Annotated in this window: 15 protein-coding genes; 7 read left to right on the forward strand and 8 right to left on the reverse strand. The window is 65.5% G+C overall.

Translation table 11 applies throughout. The features are described from left to right. Positions 1 to 31: 31 nt before the first annotated feature. The 5 genes from guaD (at position 32) to HND92_RS06525 (ending at position 4887) form a co-directional block, all read left to right on the forward strand. A complete protein-coding gene (gene guaD / locus HND92_RS06505; protein WP_172206561.1) occupies positions 32 to 1315 on the forward strand; it encodes a guanine deaminase in 1284 nt (427 codons plus the stop codon). 90 nt (positions 1316 to 1405) lie between these two features. Then, positions 1406 to 1972 carry a dCTP deaminase gene (gene dcd, locus HND92_RS06510; protein ID WP_011804563.1) on the forward strand — a complete coding sequence of 189 codons (567 nt, stop codon included), beginning with the start codon at positions 1406 to 1408 and terminating at the stop codon, positions 1970 to 1972. A 153-nt stretch (positions 1973 to 2125) separates the two neighbouring features. Further along, positions 2126 to 2374: a hypothetical protein gene (locus HND92_RS06515; protein ID WP_172206562.1), complete on the forward strand. Its 249-nt coding sequence runs from the start codon at positions 2126 to 2128 to the stop codon at positions 2372 to 2374. Between the two features lie 79 nt (positions 2375 to 2453). Continuing rightward, on the forward strand, positions 2454 to 3317 hold the full coding sequence (locus tag HND92_RS06520; RefSeq protein WP_047350812.1) for a neutral zinc metallopeptidase: 864 nt from the start codon (positions 2454 to 2456) through the stop codon (positions 3315 to 3317). A 115-nt stretch (positions 3318 to 3432) separates the two neighbouring features. Then, positions 3433 to 4887, forward strand: a complete 1455-nt coding sequence (locus HND92_RS06525; RefSeq protein ID WP_172206563.1) for a DEAD/DEAH box helicase — start codon at positions 3433 to 3435, stop codon at positions 4885 to 4887. Positions 4888 to 4980: 93 nt separating this feature from the next. On the opposite strand, the gene HND92_RS06530 is transcribed toward HND92_RS06525, so the two are convergent. From HND92_RS06530 to HND92_RS06565, 8 genes are all read right to left on the reverse strand, one after another. After that, complete coding sequence (locus tag HND92_RS06530; RefSeq protein WP_047350833.1) at positions 4981 to 5595, reverse strand: nitrous oxide reductase accessory protein NosL; 615 nt, start codon at positions 5593 to 5595, stop codon at positions 4981 to 4983. 64 nt (positions 5596 to 5659) lie between these two features. Continuing rightward, complete coding sequence (locus HND92_RS06535) at positions 5660 to 6208, reverse strand: nitrous oxide reductase accessory protein NosL (protein WP_011804567.1); 549 nt, start codon at positions 6206 to 6208, stop codon at positions 5660 to 5662. Continuing rightward, positions 6205 to 7020, reverse strand: a complete 816-nt coding sequence (locus HND92_RS06540; RefSeq protein ID WP_172206564.1) for an ABC transporter permease — start codon at positions 7018 to 7020, stop codon at positions 6205 to 6207. Before HND92_RS06540 ends, HND92_RS06535 begins: the two co-directional genes overlap by 4 nt. Before the next feature lie 20 nt (positions 7021 to 7040). Beyond that, a complete protein-coding gene (locus HND92_RS06545) occupies positions 7041 to 7973 on the reverse strand; it encodes an ABC transporter ATP-binding protein (protein WP_172206565.1) in 933 nt (310 codons plus the stop codon). Then, positions 7948 to 9219 (reverse strand): nitrous oxide reductase family maturation protein NosD, encoded by a 1272-nt coding sequence (locus tag HND92_RS06550; protein ID WP_172206566.1) that lies wholly within the window; start codon positions 9217 to 9219, stop codon positions 7948 to 7950. The genes HND92_RS06545 and HND92_RS06550 overlap by 26 nt, the downstream gene beginning before the upstream one ends. Then, the gene (locus HND92_RS06555) at positions 9216 to 11837 is read right to left on the reverse strand and encodes a NosR/NirI family protein (RefSeq protein ID WP_172206567.1); all 2622 of its coding nucleotides are present in this window, start codon (positions 11835 to 11837) and stop codon (positions 9216 to 9218) included. The genes HND92_RS06550 and HND92_RS06555 overlap by 4 nt, the downstream gene beginning before the upstream one ends. Positions 11838 to 11938: 101 nt before the next feature. Next, on the reverse strand, positions 11939 to 13876 hold the full coding sequence (gene nosZ / locus HND92_RS06560; protein ID WP_047350834.1) for a TAT-dependent nitrous-oxide reductase: 1938 nt from the start codon (positions 13874 to 13876) through the stop codon (positions 11939 to 11941). Positions 13877 to 13887: 11 nt separating this feature from the next. Then, entirely contained in the window at positions 13888 to 14148 is a 261-nt protein-coding gene (locus tag HND92_RS06565) for a hypothetical protein (protein ID WP_234305558.1), read from the reverse strand. Positions 14149 to 14468: 320 nt separating this feature from the next. Here HND92_RS06565 and HND92_RS06570 point away from each other — a divergent pair, with 320 nt between their 5' ends. Together HND92_RS06570 and HND92_RS06575 are read left to right on the forward strand one after the other, a co-directional pair. Beyond that, on the forward strand, positions 14469 to 14909 hold the full coding sequence (locus HND92_RS06570) for a cytochrome c5 family protein (protein ID WP_172206568.1): 441 nt from the start codon (positions 14469 to 14471) through the stop codon (positions 14907 to 14909). 18 nt (positions 14910 to 14927) lie between these two features. Continuing rightward, positions 14928 to 16016, forward strand: a complete 1089-nt coding sequence (locus HND92_RS06575; protein ID WP_172206569.1) for an FAD:protein FMN transferase — start codon at positions 14928 to 14930, stop codon at positions 16014 to 16016. Positions 16017 to 16110: the final 94 nt, after the last annotated feature.

Genomic DNA, 16110 nt, shown 5'->3' on the forward strand with positions numbered 1-16110 from the left:
CCCCCCGGTATTGCGGGCATCATCCGGGGCCATGCACCTTTACCGATCTGCGCTCCTGCGCTTTGCCGACGACGGCACGGCCCTGTACGAAGAAGACGGCCTGTTGGCCACCGCGTCCGATGACCGGGGCGTGCAGCGCGTGCACGCCGCCGGCGCGTGGCGCGCGCTGGCGCCCCTCTATCTTCCTCAGGCCTCGCAGCCGGTGACCCACTGGCCCGGCCGCATCATTGCACCGGGCTTCGTGGACATGCATGTGCACTACCCGCAGCTGGACGTGATCGGCTCGCCCGCCGAAGGCCTGCTGCCCTGGCTGGAGAACTACACCTTCCCGCACGAGTCGCGATTCGCCGATGGCGGCTACGCCGTCGGGGTGGCGGGCTTTTTCCTGGATGAGTTGCAGCGCAACGGCGTGACCACGGCGCTCACCTTCGCCACCTCGCATCCGGGCTCGGTGGATGCGCTGATGGCCGAGGCCCAGGCGCGGCGGCTGCGCCTGATTGCCGGCAAGGTGCTGCAAGACCGCCACTCGCCCGACGGCGTGCGCGACGCGACCGAGCAGTCGCTGATCGACACCGAGGCGCTGATCCAGCGCTGGCACGGCCAGGGCCGCCTGGGCTACGCCATCACGCCGCGTTTTGCCCCCACCAGCACGCCGCAGCAGCTGAGCGGCGCGGGTGCGCTGGCCGCGCGCTACCCCGACGTATGGGTGCAGTCCCATGTGGCGGAGAACCAGCAGGAGATCTGCTGGGCGCGGGAGCTGTTCCCCGGCGCGCGGAGCTACCTGGATGTGTATGCCCGTGTCGGCCTGCTGCGTGAGCGCGCGGTGTACGCGCATTGCATCCATTTCGACGACGAGGACCGCGCCGCCATGCGCGAGAGCGGCGCGGTGGCTGCCGTGTGCCCCACGAGCAACCTGTTCCTGGGCAGTGGCCAGTTTGACTTTGCGGGCGCGGACCGCATGGGCTTCGGCTACGGCTTGGCCAGCGACGTGGGCGGCGGCACCAGCTTCAGCCCTTTCCACACGATGCTGGCCGCGTACTACGTGGGCCGGGAGGGGCAGACCAAGACGGGCCTGAGCCTGGCGCCGCAACGGCTGTGGTGGCTGCATACCGCCGGCGCCGCTCGGGCGTTGGGGTTGGATGGCGTGGTGGGCAACCTGCAGCCGGGTTGCGAAGCCGACTTCGTGGTGCTGAATCCTGCAGCGACCCCGCTGCTGGCGCGGCGCACGGCGGGCGCCGCCCACCTGGACGAACTGCTGTTCGCGATGATCGTGCTCGGCGACGACCGTTTGATCGAGCGCACTGTCATTGCATGAAATATTTGCCTCTGACGCTTATGTATCAAGCGTCAGCAGCTATCATTTAAGTAGCTTTCATTCGCCTAGAATACGCGCCAGGAGTACCCCATGAGCATCAAGAGCGACAAATGGATCCGCCGCATGGCCGAGCAGCACGGCATGATCGAGCCGTTCGAGCCCGGCCAGATCCGGCAGCAGGACGGGCGCAAGATCATCAGCTACGGCACCAGCAGCTACGGCTACGACATCCGCTGCGCGCGTGAATTCAAGGTCTTTACCAACATTCACAGCACCGTGGTGGACCCGAAGAACTTCGACGAAAAGAGCTTCGTGGACTTCGAGGGCGACTACTGCATCATCCCGCCCAACAGCTTCGCGCTCGCGCGCACCGTGGAGTACTTCCGCATCCCGCGCGATGTGCTCACCGTCTGCCTGGGCAAGAGCACCTATGCGCGCTGCGGCATCATCGTCAACGTCACGCCGTTCGAGCCCGAGTGGGAAGGCTACGTGACGCTGGAGTTCTCCAACACCACGCCGCTGCCCGCCAAGATCTACGCGGGCGAGGGCTGCGCGCAGGTGCTTTTCTTCCAGGGTGACGAGGAATGTGCCGTGAGCTACAAGGACCGCAACGGCAAATACCAGGGCCAGCACGGGGTGACGCTGCCCAAGGCCTGAAGGACCTGCCTGAAGGACCTCGGCCTGGACCGTGGGGTGCGCGCCGACTCCTGCGTCGGCGCTTGCCGCCGTCCTACACGCCGGCTGGCCCTGCGCTGGTGGTGCGGCTGCGTGGCGCTGCCTAGGATGGCTGCAGTGTTTCAGGAGTACTGCATGTCCCACACCATCCATGATCCCGCCTCCCCCGCTGCGCCCCGGCCATGGGATCCGCCCGTGAAATCTGCGCCCACGCCCAGCCTCTGGATGTGGCTGGGTGCCGCCATCGTCATCCTTGCGCAGTTGTGGGTGCTGCAGGCGGTGGTGGAACGCCACACGCACCAAGCCCACGAACGGATGGCGAAGTACGTCAACCACACGCTGCAGCCGCGCCCGTCGCAAGACATGTTGCTGGCCGCGCAGTAGTGCGCGGCGCGAAATCCCGAGGGTGCCGCCGCGGGCGTAACATCGGCGGCTGGTGCGTCGTGCACGCAGGAGATCACCCATGAGATGGGAAGGCAATCGCGAATCGGACAACGTGGAAGACCGGCGCAGCGGCGGCGGGGGCGGCTTCATCGGCGGACGCTCGATCGGCATTGGCACCATCGTTGTGGCGCTCATCGGCTGGGGTGTGTTTGGCATCAACCCGCTGACCACCATCGGCGTACTGTCGGGCGGGGGCGCGCCGCAGGTCCAACAGGGGCCGGCCCAGCGTCCGCCGCAGGGCGACCGTGAGGCCGCCTTCGTCTCCACCGTCCTGGCGTCCACGGAGGATGTGTGGACGCAGGTGTTCCAGCAAGGTGGGGCGCAGTACCGCCAGCCCAAGTTGGTGCTCTACCGCGGCGCCACGCCCACGGCCTGTGGCACGGGGCAGAGCGCGATGGGGCCGTTTTACTGCCCTGGGGACCAGAAGGTGTACCTGGACATGGATTTCTTCGACACCATGAGTCGCCAGCTGGGTGCGCCAGGCGAATTTGCCCGCGCCTACGTGATCGCGCACGAGGTCGGCCACCATGTGCAGACCCTGCTGGGCACCACCGGCAAGGTGGACGGCATGCGCGGGCGCGTGAGCCAGCGCGAGCAGAACGCGCTGTCGGTTCGGCTGGAACTCCAGGCCGACTGTTACGCCGGCATTTGGGCCCACCATTCGCAACAGGCCAAGAACTGGCTGGAGCAGGGCGACATCGAATCCGCGGTGAACGCCGCCGAGCAGATCGGTGACGACGCGCTGCAGCGCCAGCAGACCGGCACCGTGCGGCCCGATGCCTTCACCCACGGCTCCAGCGCGCAGCGCGTGCGGTGGTTCACGCAGGGGTTCAAGACCGGCAGTGTGCAAGGCTGCAACACTTTCAATGCACAGTCGCTTTGACACCGTGAACGCACGCTAAGCCGTCGTTTTCGCGCCAAGCCGGAGACGCCCCGGTACAGGCCGTTAACGGCCTTGTTGGCCTTCGCCGCTGCTGCAATGCGACAATAGCGGCTTCATGACACAACCCTATTCCACTCTTGCGCTGGCCGAGCCGCTCAAGCGCGCCGTAGCCGAGATGGGCTACGAGAACATGACGCCGATCCAGGCACAGGCGATCCCTGTCGTGCTGACCGGCAAGGACGTGATGGGTGCGGCGCAAACCGGCACCGGCAAGACGGCGGCCTTTTCGCTGCCGTTGCTGCAGCGCCTGCTCAAGCACGAGAACAGTTCAGCCTCCCCTGCGCGCCACCCTGTGCGCGCGCTCGTGCTGCTGCCCACGCGCGAGCTGGCGGACCAGGTGGCGCAGCAGATCGCGCTGTACGCCAAGTACACCAAGCTGCGCAGCACGGTGGTGTTTGGCGGCATGGACATGAAGCCGCAGACCATCGAGCTGAAAAAGGGCGTCGAGGTGCTGGTGGCCACGCCCGGCCGTCTGCTGGACCATATCGAGGCCAAGAACGCAGTGCTCAATCAGGTCGAGTACGTGGTGCTGGACGAGGCCGACCGCATGCTGGACATTGGCTTCCTGCCCGACCTGCAGCGCATCCTCTCCTACCTGCCCAAGCAGCGCACCACGCTGCTGTTCTCCGCCACCTTCTCGCCCGAGATCAAGCGCCTGGCCGGCAGCTATCTGCAGGACCCGATCACCATCGAGGTCGCGCGCCCCAACGAGACCGCCTCCACCGTGGAGCAGCGCTTCTTCGCGGTAGACGGCGACGACAAGCGCCGCGCCATCCGCCATGTGCTGAACGAGCGCGGCCTCAAGCAGGCCTTCATCTTCGTGAACAGCAAGCTGGGCTGCGCGCGCCTGGCCCGCAGCCTGGAGCGCGACGGTCTCAAGACCGCCGCGTTGCATGGCGACAAGAGCCAGGACGAGCGACTGAAGGCGCTGGAAGCCTTCAAGAGCGGCGAGGTGGACCTGCTGGTCTGCACCGACGTGGCGGCGCGGGGCCTGGACATCAAGGACGTGCCCGCGGTGTTCAACTACGACGTGCCCTTCAATGCAGAGGACTATGTGCACCGTATCGGCCGTACGGGCCGCGCCGGCGCATCGGGTCTGGCCGTCACGCTGGTGGCCAGCAGCGATACCCGCCTGGTGGCGGATATCGAGAAGCTCATCAAGAAGAAGATCGAGCTGGAACCGCTGGAATTGCAGGAAGATCGTCCGCGGGGCCGCTACAACGACGGCCGCCGCGCCTGGGGCGGTGACGATTCGGGCGAGGGCGCTCCAGCCGCCCCCCGCAGCCGCGAGCGCAGCGCGTACCGCTCTGCGCCTGCAGCGTCTCGCGATCCGTTCTTCGACAAGCCCTACGAGGCCGGCACCTCGGCCGGTGCGTCGGCGAGTTGGGAGGTGGCCCCCAAGGCATCGCCCGCGCGTGGCGGCATCTCCGCCAACATCAAGCCCAAGCGCAAATTACCCGCCTTGTTCAAGGCGCCGCAGGCCTCTACGGCCGAGCCATCAACCCACTGAAAACACAGGCCGCCGTTCAGCGGCCTTTTCGATAAAAAATGCCCCTGGCGCTTTCGGAATAAGCGCTGGTAGCTATGTTTTTAATAGCTAATGCTAGGGGTGATTGTGCCCGCCAGGGCCCGCCAACTGCGCGATCAGGGGGGCATCCACGGCGCCAAAGGCGAGCACTGTGCCGCCGCGCTGTGCGGCAAAGGCCTGTGCGGCCTCCCGTGTCGAGAACGCGGGCAGATTGCCGGCGCGCATCGGCCCCCGCGCCGACGAGCCGTGCACGTAATAGGCAGACAGCGCGTCCGTCCAGCGGGCGCCGCCCGCGGCCGCTGGCCGCGTGGTGTCGGTGACGTAGTGCGCCATGATGTCCCGTGCACTGCGGCCGGGGCTGTAGCGGGCCACGTCCTGCAGGTACATGAACAGCGACAGGGGCGAGTCGAAAAACTGTGCGTCGCCATTGCGAAAGATGACCTGCGCCGCCCAGTCGGGCGAACGGGCGGGGAACATGCCACACACGGGACAGCGCGCATCCACCGGAATGGGGCGCGCTGCTGTGGGCGGCAGGCCCGACGCGGGGTCGTACGGCGTTGGGGGTGCGACGATGCACACGTCCGGCTCCAGAGCGGGAGCCGGCTGGGGCCGCAGCGCGCTGCGCAGGCCCGGAACGCCCCAGAGCCCGCCCGCCGCGGCTGCAAACGCCAGCGTGCCCGCAACCAGCATGCGCCTGCGGCGTGGCTGGTGCGGCGGAGGACTCAGCGTGGATGCAGACATGGTGCAAGGGCTGTTACATGCGGGTGTCGTGCAGCGCACCGCCGCTCAGGTCCACCATGTCGAGCTTGATGTCCGCAAAGCGCAGCACCTTGCCGCCATGTTCACCGGCGAACTTGGCTGCATCGGCCTCCTGCGCGAAGCTGGCGATGGTGGGGCCCATGGAGCCATGCCGCTTGCTGCCCAGCACGTAGACGGCGGTCTTGGCGTCGATCCAGTGGCCCTTGGGTTCGTTCCAGTCGGCCTTGCCCATGTCCTGCACGTACACGGCGCGCACTGCACGCACTTGTTCGCCGGCGAGCAGGGTGTTGAACAGTTCGATGGTGTCGCAGAAGAAGGAGGGCTTTTCCTGGCCCGCGTAGTGGATCTGCGCCTTGGGGCCGGGGTAGTCTGCAAGCAGCATGCCGTCGAGCTCGCAACTTGTGGAACGGTCGATCTCCACGGGCGCAAGGGACTGCTGTTCGGCTGCCTTGTCGCCGCAGCCAGCCAGCAGGCTGCTGGTGGCCAGCGCCGTGAAGGCGGCCATGCCCAGTGCACGGCGACGGGTGATGCAGGAACAGGTCATGGCTTGAATCTCCAGTTGGCGATGGCGAGCGGCAGGGCGATCCACGCCAGCATCACGCCACCCATGATTGCGGGGCTACCCAGCGACGAGGGAACGACGCTGGCGAGCCCGTAGAGCGTGCGCACGTCTTCGAGCGAGAACACGTTGAGGATACGGAACACGTCGGCCGGGTTCAGCAGCAGCAGCCAGGCGAACGCATCGCCCGCGAACTGCCCGCCCGTGGCCACCAGCAGGCCCAGCAGCAGCAAATCGAACACCAGCACGAAGAAGAACCAGGTAGCGATGGCCAGGCCCGAGGCGCGCGTGCGGTCGCGAGCCAGCACCGATAGCATCACTGCCAGGCTCAGGAATGCGAGGCCCAGCAATACCGAGCTGATCATGAAGCCGCCGTAGTGGAACAGGGCATTGGCGCTCATGTGGCGCCACAGCAGCACCGCCACCAGCCCGAAGCCCGCCAGGGTGGAGAGCGCCAGCGCAGCCGCCAAGCCCAGGTATTTGCCCAGCAGCAAATCCAGCCGGGTAATGGGCAGGGCCAGCAGCAGATCAAGCGAGCCGCGCTCGCGCTCGCCCACGATGGCATCGAACCCCAGCAACAGCGCAATCAGCGGGATGAGGTAGATGACCAGGCTGACGAGGCTGGCGATGGTGAACTCGATGGAGCGAAAGCCCACCGTGCCCTGCTGCGCGCCGCCGAAGTAGGCGATGACGAGTGAGAACACGGTGAAGACGAGGGCCACCGCAAGCACCCAGCGATTGCGCATGCGATCGCGGAATTCCTTGGCGGCGATGGTGAAGATCTGGGTCAGTTCCATGGGGCGTCGTGGGCAGGGTGTCAGTCGGCGAAGCCGAAGAACACGTCTTCGAGCGAGGGCTCCAGCAGCTTGAGGTCGCGCACGCGCGCACCCAGTGGCGCGAGGGCTGCCAGCACGGCCATCTTCTGCTCGCGCGGGCAGTGCAGGCGCAAGCCTTCGGGCATGTGCTCGGGGACGATGCCCGTCGCTTGTTCCAGCGCCTGTGCGGCGGCGGGCCGGTCGGCGGGTGCGATGTCCAGTTCGAACGACAGCGGCATGCGGGTTTGCTCGCGCAGCTGCTGCACGCTGCCCAGCGCCTGGATGCGGCCGGCCGAGAGAATGGCGAGCCGGTCCACGCGTTCTTGCAGTTCGGCGAGGATGTGCGAGGTGATGACCATGGTCACGCCCTCGGCCTGCAGGCCCCGCAGCGTGGCGTAGAAGTCGCGGATCGCCTGCGGGTCCAGGCCGTTGGTGGGTTCGTCCAGGAACAACACGCGCGGGCTGCCCAGCAATGCCTGCGCGAAGCCCAGGCGCTGGCGCATGCCCTTGGAATACTCGCGCACCGGGCGCTTGCCGGCGTGTGCCAGACCCACGCGCTCCAGAATGTCCGCGCACTGCGCCAGCGGGGCGGATTTCAGCCGCGCGAAAAAGCGCAGCGTCTCCAACCCGTCCAGGTTGTCGTAGAGCACCACGTTCTCGGGCAGGTAGCCCAGTTGGCGGCGGGCGGCGCGGAATCCCCGCCCACCCACCTGGGCGCCTGCGATCCAAAGCGTGCCCTGCGTGGGCTTCACCAGGCCCAGCATCATCTTGAACAGCGTGCTCTTGCCTGCGCCGTTGTGCCCGATCAGGCCGAAGATCTCGCCCTTGGGGATGTCCAGGTCCACACCGTCCACGGCGTGCAGCGCGCCGTAGTGCTTGCTGACGCCGCGCAGCGAGATGGCCACGTTGTCACTGGCCGGGGAAATGCTTGCCACGCCATTCACTCCATTGTTGATTGCTGGGCTGCATGCGCGGCTTCGGGTCCACGACCGATGGCACGCGCAGCACAGGGAACTGCCGGCCCACCAGGCGCAGGGCCTGCACGGCCGGGCTGGCCAGCAGCAGCTTGACGCTAGGGTGGCGCCAGGTCAGGCGGTCCACCATGTCGTTGGCCTCGTAGGGCACATCGCCGACACCGTCGCCATCGCGGTCCCAGCCCAGGTAGTTGCTCCAGTGGTTGCCGCTCTTGGCGCCCCAGCGCTCGTCGCGCGCACCCACGTAGCGTACCTGCTCGCGGTTGGAGATGAAGTCGTTGCCTTCGACTTCGTTGTTCTTCGAGCCCGCGGCCAGGTGCACGCCGACGGTGTTGTCCACCACCAGGTTGTTGTTGAGCTTGATGTACTCCACGTCGTAGATGAAGAAGCCCCGGCTGTTGCCGGCCACGACGTTGCCTTCGATCACCGAATCCTGCAGCGTGCGCAGCATGATGCCGTGGTCGGAGTTGCCCCAGGCGCGGTTGTTGCGCACGGTCTGCTCGCGCACTTCCATCAGGGCCAAGCCGCCACGGTTGTAGTAGGTGTCGTTGTCCTCCCACAGGTTGTAGTAGGAGTTCATGTAGTGCGTGCCGTAGCGGCTGTGATGCAGCCGATTGCCCTTGAACAGCGCATGGTGCGAGACGTCCACGTAGAGCGCGTCGCGCACGAAGCTGATGTTGTTGTTCAGGATCTTTGCGCCTTTGGTGTTGTACAGCTGCACGCCGTTGCCACGCTGCGGCGAGGAGTATTCACGTTTGCCGGTGATGACGTTGTGCTCGATGAGCACGTCATTGGCCTTCTCGATCCACAGGCCGAACAGGTTGTAGGTGAGGTCGCAGCGGCGTACGACGGCACGGTGGGCGCCAGGGTAGAGGTAGATGCCGGCGTTCTGATCCTTGAGGTCGTCACCCGAGTCGCGCACGATCAGGCCCTCGATCACCACGTCCGGTGCGGTGACGCGGATGGTGTCGCCCTGGTTGCCGCCGCTGATGGTGGGGCGGTCCACGCCGCGCAACGTGAGGGGCTTGTCGATCACCAGATTGGCGCGGTACGTGCCCCGTGCAATCTCCAGCACATCGCCTGCCTTGGCTTTGCGCACGACGGCGGTCAGATCGTCGCCCGCTCGCACATGGAGGGTGGCCGCCTGGCAGGCCCCGGCGAGGGTCATCGCCAAGGCCAGCATTAAGTGGGTGACACCGCCCTTCATGGGGTGAACAGTCCCAGCGCCTGCAGCACCAGGAACAGCGCAGCACCGATCATCAGGTTCTTGAATCCTACGTAGCTCATCATGTCCATTACACCTGCAACGCGGTAATTGTCGCGCCACCATGGGCCGTCCTTGACGTAACGGCGGCCCGACAGGCGAATCAGCACTTCGTACACGCTCCAGCCGAACCACCAGCCGATGATGGCGCCCGACGAGAGGTGGCCCATCGCCGCCATGATCCAGGCGATGGTGGCCGCCACCGCCAGCGACAGCCCGGCGATCTGCAGCGCGCGCTGGCTGCGCCAGCCTTCGGCGCTCCAGGGCCAGAGATGGTCGCGCAGTTCCAGCAGTAGCCAGCTCATGAAGCCTACGTTGCGCTTGTGCGCGGGCAGCGTGGGTTCGGTGGGCATGCGCGGATCGGGGCCCTGGGCGGCCTTGGCCGATATCTGGTCCTGCACGGTGGCGGGGTAGATGGGGATGAAGTAGCCATTCTTGCCGATAGGCGTCATCTCCAAGCCGTCCTTCTCGCGGCGCTTGCGCTCCTTGGCCAGAGGCGGGCAGCCCTTGGTGTCGGTGTACAGGATCATGCAATCCAGGCAATGCAGGCATTCCCGGTGGTCGATGCGCCCGTCGGCGTCGATGGCCTGTGCTCCGCAACCTACCGCGCAGGCCTTGCAGCTGTTGCAGTCCTGCTTGCGCTTCAACCCGAACCAGCGGAAGGTGCTGGGCATGGCCAGCGAGGCGCCCAGCGGGCAGATGTACTTGCAGTAGGGGCGCTCGATGAAGATCGACACGCCGAGGATGGCGGCGACGAACAGGCCATAGGGCCATGCCCGGTTCATCACGCCGACCAGGAACGTGGTCTTGAAGGGTTCGACCTCGGCCAGCTTCTCGGCCAGACCCATGGAGAACATCGACACCGCCAGCAGGACGAAGAAGACGGCGTACTTGATCCACTTGAGCCGGTCATGCCACTTTTGCGGCAGCTGTGTCTGGAAGCGCTTCAGCCCGAGGGCCTTGGCGATCTTGAAGATCGCCTCCTGCAGCGAGCCGAACGGACACATCCAGCCGCAGAACAGCCCGCGCCCGAACAGGAAGACGGTCACGATGATGAAGATCCAGAACAGGAAGATGAACGGATCGGACAGGAACAGCGACCAGGTCCACTGGAACAGGACGGAGTGGAACCAGGTCAGCACCTGGGTGATGGACGGCTGGGCCATGTAGCCAAAGCCGATCCAGAAGATGCTGATGGCCCAGAAGGTGTACTTGAAGCCATTGACCGGCCACTTGTTCTTGTGCGTGGACAGGCGGGTGAGCCTTTCGCGGAAGGCGTACACCACGGTGACTGCGATCAGCAGCAGGGCGAACAGGCTGATGGGCAGGGCCTGCGATTTCCAGATGCGTACCCAGGGGGCATCGGGTTCTTGCACCTTGGGGCGGCCGCCTTCGAGCAGATCTGCCGGCAACCAGTACTTGGACTCGAAGACGGCAAAGCTGCGATGGCCTGTGGCCCGATCGACCCGGTTACCCAGGAAGGCGAATTTCCACGGATAGGCCGCAGAAAAGGCCTGCGAGCGGATGATGAAGATGGACGACTCGGTGTAGCGGGGTGCGCCGGCGGCCTCCAGGCCGTACAGGTTGAGGGAGTCCAGGTCGCGGAAGGTGAAGGAGTCGGCACCTTGCTTGACCTGCACACGGTCAAAAATGCCGCCGCGGACGAAACCTGATCCCTTGAAGGACTCCTGCCCGCCGGTCTTGATGACGAACATGGCGCTCTCGCCTTCCTTGAGGCGCGAACGCAGGCTTTCGAAGCTGTTCTTGCCCAGCAGGCTGCGGCCTACGTCGGGCTGGTTCAGGTCACCGAACCACATTTCGATGAAGGGCTCGGGGCCGCGCGGCAGGCCCACCTGTTCGGGCTTGACCAGCAATTGCTGCACCGCGCCCATCTTGACGAGTTGGGCCCAATCGTAGGTTTGTCCGGTGGTGACAAAGCGAGGCTGCTCGCGCACCGTGGGAGCAATGATGCCGGTCTGGCGTGCCACGGCCGAGCCCGAGGCCATGACCACCTGGTTCTGAGCCACCACGGTGACGGTGGCTCCGGAGATGGCGTCGACGCCGATGACGTTCTCATCGGGGCGGGAAGGGCCGACTTCGATGGTGTCGGTGACCGACTTGCCAATGTACTGGTTGTTGAAATTGATGAGTGCCGACTCCGGGATGCCCAGCAGCAGGATGGGCTCGGAGTGCTTGAGCACCTTCATGCCGACGAAGCGGCCCTGCGTGTCCATACCGATGAGCGTGACCACCGGCTTGCCCGAGTAGGCGGGCGTGTCGGTGATGTCGGTCGACAGCATGACGTAGCCCAGAAGCTTCTTCTGGGCCGAGTCGTTGTCATACGCCTCGACATAGGGCGGCTGGCCCTTGCGCGGCGAAAAATGCGTAGCGCCCGGAAATACTTCGGTGCACGGCAGCAGCGCGCACATGTCGGGCGTGGTGGCCAGGTTCGCAGGCAGTTCCGCCTCGTAGGCTCCTGCGTGCGCCCGCGGCACCCAAAGCGGGGCGGCGAGGACCAGAGCAAGACAGAAAGCGGCTAACCGTGAACCTAGGGAAAACATTGCACTATCCAACTAATAGCAGGCGCCGCTTGCTGCGTCTGCGAAAGAAGCCAATTTGACTTACAACCCTCCCAGGCCAGGCCCAGGAGGGTTGCGCGTCATCAGGCTTCGACGATCATGCGCGTGCGCATTTCCAGGTGCAGCGCATGGCAGAACGTGGAGCAGTAAGCCCAGAACACACCGGGCTTGTCGGCGATGAAGGTCACCGACTTCGTCTCCAACGGGTTGATCACGAACTGGATGTTGTACTTGGGCACCGCGAAGCCGTGCGTCAAATCTTCGATCTTGTCGAGGTTCGTGAGGATCAGCGTGACTTCATCGCCCTTCTTGACGGTGAATTCACGCAGGCTGAAGGCAGGGGCCTGCGACGTGAGCTTCACCGTGACCTTCTTGCCGTTGCGGAAGACGCCGGATTCCTTGGCGTCCTTGACGGCCAGCGGGAACTCGTCCAGGTCGTAGACCTGCTTGGGCTTCACGATGTCACGCTTGAAGATGATGAAGTCGTGGGGCTCGCCGCGCACCGGGTGGTCGGCCAGCAGCACCATCTTGTCGCCCGAGATGTCGATCAACTGTTCGTTCTCGGGGTGGAAGGGGCCCACCGGCAGGAAACGGTCCTTGGAGAACTTGCAACCCACGGCGAGGAACTTGCCGTCAGCGGCCACGGTCTCGGAGTGCGTGGCATTGATGTGCCCAGGCTGGTAGTGCACGTCCAGGCGGTCCACGACGTAGGTGGCGTTCTTGTCACCCTTGTGGAAGGCGATGGCCTTGTCGATGTTCCACTTGACGATCTGGCTGTCCAGGAACAGCGTGGTGTAGGCGTTGCCGCGGCCGTCGAAGGCGGTGTGCAGCGGGCCCAGGCCGATTTCCACCTCGGCGACGATGGCGTCGTCGAGCTTCTCGCTCTTGCCGTCAAACCAGTCCAGCACCTTGGCCAGCTCGATCACGGTGGCCGTGGGCGACAGCTTGCCGGCGCAGATGAAGTACTTCTGGTCGGGGCTGGCGTTCACGCCGTGCGGGTTCTTGGGAACGCTCACATAGGCGGTGAGGGCGGTCTTGGCATCCTTGTTGGCTTCGCGGGTGCCGTCCACCACGGGCACCTTGGACGTGCCGTAGGTCTTGAACTTGCCGGCCTTCACGGCTTCTTCGATGCGGGCAATGTTGAAGAACAGGCAGGCGTCGCGCTCGGCCGACATCATGTCTTCGTAGTGCACACCGTTCTCGGTGTTGTACTGGTTGGTCGCTGCCAGCTTGCCGTCGAACGACGTGGCCGTCAGGTCGCAGTTGCCGTCGATCAGGACCTGCCAGCGCACTTCCATGGTCTCGGCATCCACGCAGGTGAACATCGAGCGGTACTTCTCGGTGGCGTTCACATCCTTGCCGTCGTTGGGCAGGGGAATGCCGAATTCAGCGCCGCAGAACACGCGCGTGGTGTAGTTGATGTTGGGATCGACCGGATCGCGCTTGTCGGGGAAGATGCCGTGGAAGCCCTGCACGTTGGGCAGCTCGGTGATCTTGTCGCAGATGAAGTAGTCCAGGCGGATGCGCGCGATGCGGCTGTTGATCTTGTCGTTGACCCAGGCGTAACGGCCGTCGTAGTTGCCGTCCTTGTACGAGCCGTGCAAGTGGTGGGTGTCCGCCACGGTGTAGCGCAGGCTGCCGTCGGGCTTGGTGCCCATCACGGCCTTGGATTCATTGGTGATGCCCCAGCCCACGAGTGCGTCAGGCACGAAGCAGGGAATGCGCAGAAGTTCACGACCGGAGGGCAGGCCCAGCACGCGAACGTCGCCGTTGTGGCCGCCGCTCCAAAGACCGTAGTAGGTATCGAGCTCACCGGGCTTGAGGTGCACGTTGGCGCCGGCGTGGGCGGCAGCGGGGGCGGGTGCCGGCGCAGGGGTGCCGGATGCTGCAGGGGCGGCCGCGGGCTTGTCGTTGCACGCGGCAACGCCCACGGTCAGTCCCGCCAAAGCAGCGGTATTGATGAACCGGCGGCGTCCCATGCCAACGGTTTCAGGGTTCAGGCTCTCTCTCTTGTCGCTCATGATGTCCTCTTTCAGGTAGTGCAAGCGGAAAATGGGGGCGCGCGCGCAGGTGGTGGCGCGGCCGTGGGGGCAACGGCCACCACACGAGGCGGTGGCAGGGGTACGGAATGGGTGATGGGCCAGCCCGGCACGGTCAGTACGGCGGGCTGCGGCGGTTCCATGCTGGGCAGGCACAGCGAGCAGTCCATGCCCAGGGTGTCGAGCACGGCATTGCTACCGGCATGGTGAACCACCAAGGTGGCGCCGCTGGCACTGGAACAGACCAGTTCCATGGTGCGCGGCTGAATGAGGGGGGAGGCGAGTGCCGCCCCAAAACCAAGGACGAACCACGCCACTGCCCACCAGCGTAGGAGGTTCAGGGAGCGGAGTTTATCCATGGCGGAAGTATGGGCTCTAACGGCGCGTGTTGGAAGCCACCTCTGTGGTGACAGTGCCTAAATGTTCACTTTGAATGTTTCTTTCGATGTTGATTTACATCAAATGAATGATTCTGGAAACTACCAAACTGACGACCCATTGAAGGGCAGGCTCGTTGCATGGGGCGCAGGCTAAGATGCCCTTTTGGTTTTGGACGTCAACAAGAAAGGCTTTCATGAAAAAAACATCTCTCACGATGGCACTGGCCGCCGCAACCCTGCTGCTCGCCGCCTGTGGCAAAAACGAAGCTCCGGCGCCCGCACCTGCTCCTGCACCCGCTGCGCAAGCACCGGCTCCCGCGCCTACCCCCGCTCCCGAGCCAGCCGCTCAAGCACCTGCCGCCGCCCCCGCAACGGCTGAGAACACCGTCGGTAAGAGCGTGTTCGGCAAAACCTGCGCGATGTGCCATGCGGCCGGCGTTGCAGGGGCTCCCAAGCCTGGCGATAAGGCCGATTGGGCGCCGCGTATTGCCCAGGGCAAGGACACGCTCTACAAGCACGCCATCGAAGGCTTCACCGGCAGCAAGGGCATGATGCCCGCGCGCGGCGGCGCGGCTTCGCTGAGCGATGACGAAGTAAAGGCCGCCGTGGATTTCATGGCTGACCAGTCGATGTAAGGACCGGAGGGGCTCGCGATGAATTCAGATCGGTGCATGCCGGCGGTAGGCAACCGGTGGACGCGGCGGCGCTTCGCCCTTGCGCTGCCGTTGCTGGGCGCGCTGGCGTACCTCCACCCGCGCCAGGCTTTGGCTGGCATGGTGGAGGGCGCGCAGCCCCTGGTGCGCGCGAGCCGTACCCTCATGGGCACACGCGTGGACATCGCGGCTGCCGTTGGCAATGGCCGCGATGCCGGCGCTGTGCAGCAGGCGATGCTGCACGCATTCGCGGAAATGGAGCGCCTGGAGGCGCTCATGAGCCGTTACCGGGAGGGCAGCGACGTGGCGCGGCTCGGCGCGGCCGCCGGCCGGCATGCCGTGCACGTGGCCCCGGAAGTGATGCAGGTGCTGCGCACGGCGCGTCGCCTGCACCAAGAAAGTGCTGGCGCCTTTGATCCCACCGTCGGTGCACTGCGGGGCTGGCATTTTGAGCCCGGCCACGAAGCCGCGCCGGCACCTGAGGAGATCGCTCAGGCGCTGCGTTTGGTGAACGCGCGCCACCTCGTGCTGGACGAGCGCGCAGGAACGGCCTACCTTGCGCGGCCGGGCATGGGGTTGGATCTGGGCGGCGTGGCGAAGCTACCTATTTTGCAGGCGGGCTTGCAAGTGCTGGAGCGCGCTGGCGTCACGGATGCGCTGGTCAACGGCGGTGGCGATGTCCTGGTCATGGGCCGGCAGCACGACCGTCCCTGGCGTGTGGGCGTGCGCAATCCCTCCGCTCCGGCGCAGCTGCTGGGCGTACTGGAACTGCAAGGGCGCGGCGTGGTGGCATCGTCCGGCGACTACGAGCGGGGCTTCCTGCGTGCAGGACGCCGCCTGCACCATGTGCTCAACCCCCGCACGGGTTGGCCCGCGGAAGGTGTGCCTGGCGTGGCGCTCCTGGCCGAGCGTGTTGAAGACGTCAACGGCTGGGGCACGGCGCTGATGGTGCAAGGGGCTGCGGCCGCACCTGCATGGCATGCGGACCACGCACATGTCGAAGCCCTCGTGGCGAGCGCTGATGGCACGCGCTGGAGCTCCCCTGGAATGCTCGCCGCGCTGCGGCCAGTGCCGGCGCGCGCAGGATGAAAACGCTTTCTTCGCGGGCCAGCGGCGCCACGAAGAAAGCTTTTGGCGATTTGCGGCTCAACTGACGGAACAGCAAGCGCTCCAAGCTATATTG

Origin of the sequence: Diaphorobacter sp. JS3050 (genome assembly GCF_013154915.1) — a bacterium.
Classification (GTDB): Bacteria; Pseudomonadota; Gammaproteobacteria; order Burkholderiales; family Burkholderiaceae_C; genus Diaphorobacter; species Diaphorobacter nitroreducens.